Raw genomic sequence first — 9,238 nt, forward strand, 5'->3', positions numbered from 1 at the left:
GGCGTCCTCACAGCCCCGCGATCGCCGCGAACGCCGACTCGTGCGCGCGGCGCCGCTCCAGATCCCGGGTGTGCACCTCGCGGGCCACCTCGGTCAGCGCCGCCGCCGGGGCGTGCAGGTCCAGCCTGCTGGCCCGCGCCACCTCCGTGCTCCACTCCTTCGGCACCGCGCCCTCCCCGTACAGCGCGCCGACGATCGCGCCGCTCATCGTCGCGATCGAGTCGCAGTCCCGGCCGTAGTTGACCGACCCGAGCACCGTGTGCCGGAAGTCGCCCCCTCCGACGAGCAGCATCCCGAGCGCGATCGGGAGTTCCTCGATCGCGTGCAGGCGGGAGGGGCGGCGGGCGCCGAGCGACGGCTTGCGGTAGTCCGGGCCGACCGTGTCGAACGGGGTGATCGCTTCGCGGAGGGGGGCCAGCGCTTCCTCGAAGTCCGTGAAGCGGGTCGCTGTTTCGCAGACCGCCTCTATCGCCGACCTTGTTCCGTCTTTGGCCAGGGACAGCGCCTCCTCCACCACCGTGTGCGGCGTCGCGTCCGGCCTGAACGCCGCCGCCACCGCCGCCGCGAACACCGCCGCCGCCTCCCTGCCGTACGAGCTCTGGTGCGCGCCCGCCACGTCCAGCGCCTCCTCGTACGCCTTCAGCGGATTGCCCGCGTTCACCGCGCCCACCGGCGCCATGTACATCGCCGCGCCGCAGTTCACGATGTTGCCCACGCCCGCCTCCCGCGGGTCCACGTGGCCGTAGTGGATCCGCGCCACGATCCACTTCTCCGCCAGGAAGATGCGCTGCAGGGGCAGCGCCTCCGCCTCCAGCTCCGGGATCCAGCGGGGGGTGGTGATCAGATCCGGGACGAGGTGGTCGGCCACCGCGTACGCGTCCAAGTGGTCGCGGACCTTCTCGTACACGCGGATCAGCGCGTGCGTCATGAGCGTGTCGTCCGTCACGTGGCCGTCGCCCTTGTGGTACGAGGCGATCGGGCGGGCCGTCCTCCACTCGTCCTTGTAGAACGGCTCCACGATGCCGCGCACCCGGCCGCCGTGCCGCTCCGCGATCGCCTCCGGGGTCCAGCCCTCGACCGGGCCGCCGAGCGCGTCGCCGACGGCCGCGCCCACCAGAGCGCCCGTGGTGCGGTCCGCCAAGGTCGGGGTGGGGGTGGGGGTGGGGGTGGGAGTAGGGGGTGGGGTTCCGGGCGCGGTTCGGGGCGGGGTCTGGGGCGTGCTCATTTTGGGGTTCCTTCCGGGGTCGGTGAGGGGGAGGGGGCGGAGGAGAGGGCCGCGTTGTCGCGCGGTGTGGTGTGCGTTGCCGCCAGGCGTGCCGCGAGGTCCGTCAGATCCGTGCCCGCCAACCGGGGCAGCGCGCAGCCCGCCAGCGTGCGGCACGCCTCCCGCCAGCTGTCCGGCAACGCGTCCGCGCCGCCGATCGCGCCGGTCAGCGCGCCCGCCAGCGCGGGGGCCGAATCCGCCACGCGCGACAGACACGCGGTCGTCGGCACCGCCTCCGTCACCGCGCCCGCCGCCGCCGTCGCCACCGCCAGGGCCACGGGGACCGTCTCTGCGGCCGCGATCCCGTAGCTGTAGACGTGGTCGACGATCTCGTGCTCCAAAGTCGGGACCAGCGCGAACGCGTTCCCCGGCAGGCCCGGGCGGGCCGCCGCGGTCGCCCTGCCGAGCTCCACGGCGCGATGCGCGTTGCGGTGGATCTCCGTGCCCTCGGGGAGCTGGGCCAGCGCCGCGTCCACGCACGCCTCCACCGGGGCGCCGCCCAAAGCCGTCGCCACCGCCGCCGCCATCGCCCGTGCGCCGTGCACTCCGTCGCCGTCCTGCGTGTACCGGGCGTCGAACTCCGCGAGGTCCGCCGCGCGGTGCGGGTCCGCCGGGTGGACCGTCGCCAGGACCGCCGCGCGTACGCAGGCCGCGTCGTCGAAGTAGTGGGGGTTGTCGTGGCCCGTCGCCGGCGGGCGCAGGCCCGCGGCCAGATTGCCGAGGCCCGCGCGCACCGAGATACGGGCGCGGAGCGGGATCTCCGCCGACTCGATCTCGTCCGCGCGGGCCGCTGCCGCGGCGATCTCGTCGGCCAGGGTGTTCCAGGCGAGGGCCAGCGCGGAGCGGACCCGGTGGTCCGGGGGGAGGTCGCCCAGGCCGTCCGCGTACGCGTCCAGGATGGCCGTCGCGGTGAACGCGGCCCACTCCGCGTCGTCCGAGGGGCCCAGGCGGAGGGGTTCGGGGGGCTGGTTCAGGGCGATCGGGACGGGGAGGGTGGTCGTGGCGTTCTGCTCCGCGAACGTGTCCAGTTCGCGGGTGAGGCGGCGGGTCCAGTCGGGGAGCCGTGCCGCGCGATGTCGTCCCGACGGCCAGCCCGCCGCGTCGCCTGCGGCGATTCCGAGGAGCAGGCCTTCGATCCTGGCGGGTGCGCTGGCGCTGGCTCTCGGGGGGCTGTTCATGGGGGCCTCTCGGTGTGGGTGCGGGTGGGGGTGTGGGTGTGGGTGGGGGTGCTGTCGGGTGCGGGGGTGGTTACGTGCGGGGCGCTGGTGTCGCGCCTTGCGTACGAGGTGGGGCGGGGCCGCGCCGGGGTACCTCCTCGGCCGGATGGGCCTCATCGCCGGCGGTCCGCCATAGGCGCGTCCTCCGGCGCTGCATTCCCGCGGAGTCCTGCGGGGGCACCCCGACACGTCCCCTCCGGTCGAGACGCGGGTGCACACCGGTGGCCCTTACCGTCGCCGGGTACGGACCACCGGGGCGGCAGCCGTTCTCGTGGGCCGGAGGCCGGGGTCATGCCACCGCCCCCCGACTCGGCGGAGCCAATGCCTCCGCCACGTCCAGGACGTGGCGGCCCGCCATCGAGGGGAGGCAGCTGCCTCGGACGGGGCCGATCGCCGATGCCCAGGGCGCCGGGATGGCGGACTCGCCGCGCAACGCGCCCGCCAACGCCCCGGCCACCGCCGCGGTCGTGTCCGCGTCCCGCCCCATGTTCACCGCCGTGAGGACGGACTCCCGGAAGTCCCCGCGGGCCACCGCGAACGCCCCGAAGGCCAGACCGACCGCCTCCGGCGCCAGATCCGTCCAGGGGTAGCCGCCGATGACCACCGCCTTGCGTACCGCCCGTTCCATGGACAGCTGCGTACCGTCCGGGTCGCGCCGGGCCCGCCGCGCCGCCTGCACGGCCCGGTGCAGGGAGCGGGCGGTCCAGGAGTCGTCCGGCACCACGGAGAGCGCCGCCTGGACCACCGCGTCCGGGTTGTGCCCGACCATCGCCGCGGCGACGCCCGCCGCCACCGCCCGGCCGCCGTGGATGCCCTCGCCGTCGTGCGACACCGTGCCGTCGACGGAGACGAGGCGGGCCGCCTCCGCGGGGCGGCCCGCCGCGTACACCCCGAACGGCGCCGCCCGCATCGCGAGCCCGTCGCTCCACGCGTGCCGGTGCTGTGCGGAGATGGGCGCCGCAAGTCCGCGGCGCAGGTTCTCCAGCGTGCCGCGCTCGCTGAACCCCGCGCCCTTGAACGGCCCTTCGTCCCGGTCCGCGATCCATGTGTGCCACGCCGCTTCGACGTGGGCGAGGGTCAGCGCGGAGCCGTGCTCGGCGAGGAGCAGGCCGGAGAAGATCGCGTACTCGGTGTCGTCGGTGCCGGCCGGGTTGTCGGCGACGAAGTCCTCGATGCGGCCCCAGCGTTCCCGGATCTGGGACGGCTTCATGTTCTCGGCGGGCGCGCCCAGCGCGTCGCCGATGGCGAGGCCGAGGAGCGCGCCCCTGGCCCGGTCCCGCGGGGCGATCGCGCCGGGCGGTGGCGGCGGGGGGACCGGTGTGAGTCTGCGGCCGGCACTGTCGTCCGCGGGTGGGTCCGGGTCGACGCTGACGCTCATGGTGCTCGTGCTCTTTTCTGCAGTCGTGCGGGGCCGTGCGGGGTCGTGCCACGTCATGCGGTGGCGTGCGGGGTCGTGGACAGGTGCGGGTGGTCGTGGTGGTGCGCGTCGTGGTCAGCGTTGGTAGCGGTTCACGATGCGGTTGCCGTCGTTCGCCAGGCGCTCGCGGAGTTCGTCCACCCCGAACGCGCCGTTGTAGTACTCCTGGTAGGCCGGGGTGGCGATCTTGTCCTTCCATTCGGCGTAGCCGCGCACCCCAAGGACCGGGGACGGGCGCAGCGCCGTCGCGATGTCGGCCCCCGTCCTCCAGCCGTTCTTCCGCGTCGTCAGGGCGGGGTTTCGCAGCGCCGTCGTGCTGGTCGGCAGGAGCCAGTCCCCCCGGGCCAGTTCGACCTGGTGGTCCGCCTGCGTCAGGTAGGCGATGAAGGCGGCCGCCTCCTTCTTGTGCTTGCTGTCCTGCGCCACGGAGAGGGTCTGCGGTGCCGTGCCCTGGGCCAGGCCGCCCGCGCCCGCCGGCAGGGGGAGCACCGTCCAGTCGAAGCCGTCGGGTGCTTGTTGCCGGACCTGCTGGCGGTAGGAGAAGTTGAGCGGCAGCATCGCGTAGCGGCCCGCGAAGAAGCCGGGCAGTGTGTCGGAACCCGACATGCCCAGGCCCGACTTGGGCGCCGTGTGGTCCTTGTTGACCTGGCGGTTGATGAGCTGGGCGACGGCGGAGTCCTTCGCGTCGTAGCGGATCTCGTTCTTGCCGTCCTCGTTCTTGTAGAAGATCTTTCCGTCGGTGGACAAGGAGAGGTTGACGGACTGGCTCACCGGTTCCTTCATCGCCCAGGCCACCCCGTACGTGGCCGGGGTGTCTCCCGTTTTCTCGTGCGTGAGTTTCTTGGTCACCGATTCGAACTCCGACCAGCTCCACGGATGCGCGGGCGTGGGGATGCGGACTCCGGACTTCTTCAGCAGTTTCGTGTTCGCGATCAGTACGCGGGGTTCCTGGAGGAACGGGACGCCGTAGGTCTTGCCGTCGTCGTGGGTGGTGGTCTGCCAGGAGGCTTCCGGGATGTCCTTGCGCAGGGAGTCCGGGAGGTAGGGCGTCAGGTCGGCCAGGTAGCCGCCGTTGGCGAAGTCCGTCAGGTCCGAGGCGTCGTCGTGGAGGATGTCCGGTGCCTCACCGCCCTCGAAGGAGGTGAGGAGCTGGTCGTGGATGGTGTCCCAACTGCCTTGTACGTAATCGATTTTTACGTCGGCATGGGTGTCGTTCCACTGTTTGACCAATTTTTTGTTCGCGTCCACCGACTCTTTCTGCCAGGCGAGGCTCAGGAATTCGAGCGTGACCTTTCCGTTCGAATTCTCGTCGTTTCCGCCGCCGCAGCCGGCCAGCAGGGTGAGGGTCAGTGCCGTCGCCGCCACCGGCATCGCGTTGCGTGCTCGGTTCATCAGCCCTTCACCGCCCCGCTCAGCATTCCGCCCACCAATTTCTTCTGGAGCAGTGCGAAGAAGACGAGGCTGGGGATCGTGGCCAGGACCGAGGCCGCCGCCAGCGGGCCCAGGTCCGCGACGCCCTCGGCGCCGAGGAAGCGGGTGAGGATGACCGACATCGTCTGGTTCTCCGGGGACTTGAGCAGGACCAGGGCGAAGAAGAACTCGTTCCAGGCGGTCACGAAGCTGAACATCAGCGTCGCCACCAGGCCGGGGGCGAGAAGGGGAGGACCACGCCGGTGAGCGTGCGCAGGCGGCCCGCTCCGTCCATCGCCGCGGCCTCTTCGAGCGAGGCCGGCACGGATTTCACGTAGCCCTGGAGCATCCAGAGCGAGAAGGGCAGGTTCCAGACGACGTACACGATGATCAGGCCGGGGATGCTGTCGATCATGTGCAGGTTCTTCAGGACGAGGAACAGCGGGATGATCACCAGGACGAACGGGAACATCTGGCTGACCAGGATCCACGCCGTGCCCGCCCGGCTGACCCGGGTCCTGTGGCGGACCATCACGTACGCCGCCGGGACCGCGATCGCCACCGAGATCAGGGACGCGCTCACCGCCACGATCAGGCTGTTCAGCGCCGAGTGGAGGAGGGGCTGCGCGTCGAACGCCGCCCTGTAGTTGTCCAGGCTGGGGTGGAGCGGGAGCCAGGTCGGGTCGATCGAGCCCAGTTCCTGCGGGGACTTGAACGACGTCGACAGCAGCCAGAGAAGGGGGAACGCCAGGAAGACCAGGTAGCAGAGGAGCGCCGCGTACTGGCCCGCTCTGCCCGCCGCCCGGGGAAGTGCTCGGCTCGCGCTCATGTCGCGTCCTCCTTCAGCTTCTTGCGCAGGAACAGGGTGAGGAGGACCGCGATCACCGCGATCATGACCAGGCCCATCGCCGCGGCGTATCCGAACTGGCCGTACTTGAAGGCCTCTTCGTAGGCGAAGAGCATCGGCAGGCGCGTCTGACCGCCCGGGCCGCCCTGCGTCAGCACGTAGACCAGGCCGAACGAGTTGAAGTTCCAGATGAAGTTCAGGGCCGTCACCGCCAGGACGACCGGCTTCAGGGCCGGCCAGGTGACCGTCGTGAAGCGGCGCCACAGGCCCGCGCCGTCGAGTTGGGCCGCCTCGCGCAGTTCGTGCGGCACGTTCTGCAGGCCGGCCAGGAGGACGACCGTGGTCTGCGGCATGCCCGCCCATACGCCTACGACGATCACCGCGGGCAGCGCGTAGGAGAGGTCCGAGAGCCAGTCGACGTTCTCGTGGATCACGCCGAGTCGCGTGAGCGTCTTGTTCAGGATGCCCGCGTCCGAGTGGTAGACCAGCCGCCACATGATGCCCACCACCACCTCCGGCATCGCCCAGGGGACCAGCGCGAGCGTGCGGGCCAGCCAGCGGAAACGCAGGTTCTGGTTCAGGAGCAGGGCCAGGCCGAGCGCCAGGACGAACTGCAGCGCCGTCACGCACACCGCCCAGATCAGACCGATCCGGAACGACTCCCAGAACAGGCTGTCGTGGCGCAGGTCCAGGAGATTGTCGAGGCCCACGAATTGGGTGGGGGCCGTGCGTCCCGCCTGCGAGTCGGTGAACGCCAGCGACAGGCCGTACAGGAGCGGGCCGACGCTGAGGACCAGGATCGGGATCAGGGCGGGGAGCAGCAGGAACCAGGCGCCCTTGTCCAGACCCAGCGCTGTTCTGCGCTGACCGGGGGTGCGGGGCGGCGGTGTGCCGCGGCTGCCCGGGACGGCACTGTCCCGGGAGGCGGTGAGACTCATGGCTCGAACCTCGTGACTCTCAAGCGTCGGGCGCCGCCGGGCCCGTGGAGGCGCGGACGACGAGGCGGGGCGGGGCGGTGGTGGTGCTCGGGGTGTGGCCGGTGGCGGGGGTCTTCGCGGTCAGGCGCTTCAGGAGGAGTTCCGCCGCCTGCCTGCCGCGCTCCGTCGAACCGAGGTCGACGCTGGTCAGCGGGGGCCAGCCGGCCTGCGCCAGCATGCTGTCGTCCATGCCCGCGACCGCCACGTCCTGCGGGATGCGCAGGCCGCGCGCGTGCAGGGCGCGGGCCGCGCCGAGCGCCAGCTGGTCGTTGGCGCAGAAGACCGCGTCGGGGGAGTGGGGCAGGACGCGCGCCGCCGCTTCGGCGCCCGAGTCGATGCCGAAGTCGGTGTGGACGACCAGGGACGGATCGTGCGGCAGGCCGCACTCGGCCAGCGCCGTGCGGTAGCCCTCGTCGCGGTTGCGGCCGGGGACGGTGTCCGCCGGGCCGTTGACGAAGGCGATGCGGCGGCGGCCGGTCTCGTACAGGTGGCGTACGGCGAGGGCGGCGCCCGCGACGGAGTCGGCGCGCACGCTGTCCACCGGGACGTCGTCGGGGAGCGAGCCGATGACGACGACCGGGCCCGCCGCGTCGCGCAGCGCCTGGAGGTGGGCGTCGGTGATGCGGATGGGGCAGATGATGAGGCCGTCGCTGGTGCGGTCGCCGAGGCTGCGGAGCACCGCCAGCTCGTCGTCGACGACGGCGTCCGTGGAGTGCAGGAGCAGGCGGTAGCCGGCGGTCTTCGCGACCGCCTGGATGGCGCGGACCATGGCCACGTAGACCGGGTTGCCGATGTCGGGCATCGCGAAGGTGAGCTGGCGGGTGCGGCCGTCCTTGAGGGAGCGGGCCACCGCGTTGGGGACGTAGCCCAGGTCCGCCGCGGCGCGCTCGACCCGTTCGACGGTGTCGCGGCGGGCGCCCAGGCCGTTCAGGACGCGCGAGACGGAGGCGATCGAGACACCCGCCCGGTCGGCGATGGAGACGATCGTCGGCTGGCCCCGCTGCGGTGACGACGCGGCTGATATCGGCACCCATGCCCCCTTTTTCTGGTTCCTGTAAACGTTTCCGGTGGCTGGAAACGTTTACAGATGCTCGGCCGCGGCCCCCGTTCCGTCAACTGATCTTTCGAGTGATCCATCTCACGGGTGATCGCGGGAAGAGCGAGGTCAGGGGGTGACCGACGCGTTGCGCAGGGTGCAAAACCGCAGGTAAGTACGGCCTTCCTTGCTAGCGGCGGCCTCTCCTCGCGCGTACTTTCGAGGGTGTAGACGACCTAGGGGAGTGGAGTTCACGGACATGGCCATCATCGAGACCGAAGCGGCACTGCACGACGCGCACCGGGACAACCACACCCACCGCGACGTCAACGGCGGCTGGCTGCGTCCGGCGGTCTTCGGCGCGATGGACGGCCTCGTCTCCAACTTCGCCCTGATGGCCGGTGTCGCGGGCGGCGCCGTCTCGCAGCAGACCGTCATCATCACCGGCCTGTCCGGTCTCGCCGCCGGTGCCTTCTCCATGGCCGCCGGTGAGTACACCTCCGTCGCCTCCCAGCGCGAGCTGGTCGAGGCCGAGCTGGACGTCGAGCGCCGTGAGCTGCGCAAGCACCCCGTCGATGAGGAGCGCGAGCTGGCCGAGCTGTACGTGTCGCGCGGTGTCGAGCCGAAGCTGGCCGCGGAGGTCGCCAAGCAGCTGTCCAAGGACCCCGAGCAGGCTCTGGAGATCCACGCGCGCGAGGAGCTGGGCATCGACCCGGGCGAGCTGCCCTCGCCGATGGTCGCCGCGGTCTCCTCGTTCGGCTCCTTCGCGCTCGGCGCCCTGCTGCCCGTGCTCCCCTATCTCCTGGGGGCGAGCGATCTGTGGCCGGCGGTGGTGCTCGCGCTCATCGGGCTCTTCGCCTGCGGTGCCGTCGTGGCCAAGGTGACGGCCCGGTCGTGGTGGTTCAGCGGTCTGCGGCAGTTGGCCCTGGGCGGTGCCGCGGCGGGTGTGACGTATCTCCTGGGCAGTCTTTTCGGTACTGCAATAGGTTGACGGTTCGCCGGTCACGGCCGGAAGATGGCTATACAGGGCCTTGCATAACTAGTCGTTACTGGACTGTTTCGACTGTTTG

The 9,238-nt window shown here is 71.5% G+C and carries 7 protein-coding genes and 1 pseudogene; 1 reads left to right on the plus strand and 7 read right to left on the minus strand.

The genetic code is table 11. The features are described from left to right. Positions 1–7 precede the first annotated feature (7 nt). From C1N81_RS32840 to C1N81_RS32870, 7 genes and pseudogenes are all read right to left on the minus strand, one after another. Complete coding sequence (locus C1N81_RS32840) at positions 8–1,225, minus strand: ADP-ribosylglycohydrolase family protein (protein ID WP_394434938.1); 1,218 nt, start codon at positions 1,223–1,225, stop codon at positions 8–10. Then, positions 1,222–2,442: an ADP-ribosylglycohydrolase family protein gene (locus C1N81_RS32845; RefSeq protein WP_394434939.1), complete on the minus strand. Its 1,221-nt coding sequence runs from the start codon at positions 2,440–2,442 to the stop codon at positions 1,222–1,224. Before C1N81_RS32845 ends, C1N81_RS32840 begins: the two co-directional genes overlap by 4 nt. Positions 2,443–2,770: 328 nt before the next feature. Further along, on the minus strand, positions 2,771–3,859 hold the full coding sequence (locus C1N81_RS32850; RefSeq protein WP_394434940.1) for an ADP-ribosylglycohydrolase family protein: 1,089 nt from the start codon (positions 3,857–3,859) through the stop codon (positions 2,771–2,773). Between the two features lie 114 nt (positions 3,860–3,973). Next, a complete protein-coding gene (locus tag C1N81_RS32855) occupies positions 3,974–5,290 on the minus strand; it encodes an ABC transporter substrate-binding protein (protein WP_394434941.1) in 1,317 nt (438 codons plus the stop codon). Beyond that, a pseudogene (locus C1N81_RS32860) lies at positions 5,290–6,137 on the minus strand (carbohydrate ABC transporter permease). Before C1N81_RS32860 ends, C1N81_RS32855 begins: the two are co-directional and overlap by 1 nt. Then, positions 6,134–7,093 (minus strand): carbohydrate ABC transporter permease, encoded by a 960-nt coding sequence (locus C1N81_RS32865; RefSeq protein WP_394434942.1) that lies wholly within the window; start codon positions 7,091–7,093, stop codon positions 6,134–6,136. Before C1N81_RS32865 ends, C1N81_RS32860 begins: the two are co-directional and overlap by 4 nt. 19 nt (positions 7,094–7,112) lie before the next feature. After that, positions 7,113–8,162, minus strand: coding sequence for a LacI family DNA-binding transcriptional regulator (locus tag C1N81_RS32870; protein ID WP_394434943.1), 1,050 nt, complete (start codon positions 8,160–8,162; stop codon positions 7,113–7,115). Between the two features lie 265 nt (positions 8,163–8,427). Here C1N81_RS32870 and C1N81_RS32875 point away from each other — a divergent pair, with 265 nt between their 5' ends. Beyond that, complete coding sequence (locus C1N81_RS32875) at positions 8,428–9,159, plus strand: VIT1/CCC1 transporter family protein (protein ID WP_394434944.1); 732 nt, start codon at positions 8,428–8,430, stop codon at positions 9,157–9,159. Positions 9,160–9,238 lie beyond the last annotated feature (79 nt).

The sequence above is a fragment of the Streptomyces sp. SGAir0957 genome, from assembly GCF_043523415.1.

Coding starts and splice junctions, on each gene's coding strand:
- C1N81_RS32840 (WP_394434938.1), bottom strand. CDS start 1,225: ATGAGCACGCCCCAGACCCCGCCCCGAACCGCGCCCGGAACCCCACCC.
- C1N81_RS32845 (WP_394434939.1), bottom strand. CDS start 2,442: ATGAACAGCCCCCCGAGAGCCAGCGCCAGCGCACCCGCCAGGATCGAA.
- C1N81_RS32850 (WP_394434940.1), bottom strand. CDS start 3,859: ATGAGCGTCAGCGTCGACCCGGACCCACCCGCGGACGACAGTGCCGGC.
- C1N81_RS32855 (WP_394434941.1), bottom strand. CDS start 5,290: ATGAACCGAGCACGCAACGCGATGCCGGTGGCGGCGACGGCACTGACC.
- C1N81_RS32865 (WP_394434942.1), bottom strand. CDS start 7,093: ATGAGTCTCACCGCCTCCCGGGACAGTGCCGTCCCGGGCAGCCGCGGC.
- C1N81_RS32875 (WP_394434944.1), top strand. CDS start 8,428: ATGGCCATCATCGAGACCGAAGCGGCACTGCACGACGCGCACCGGGAC.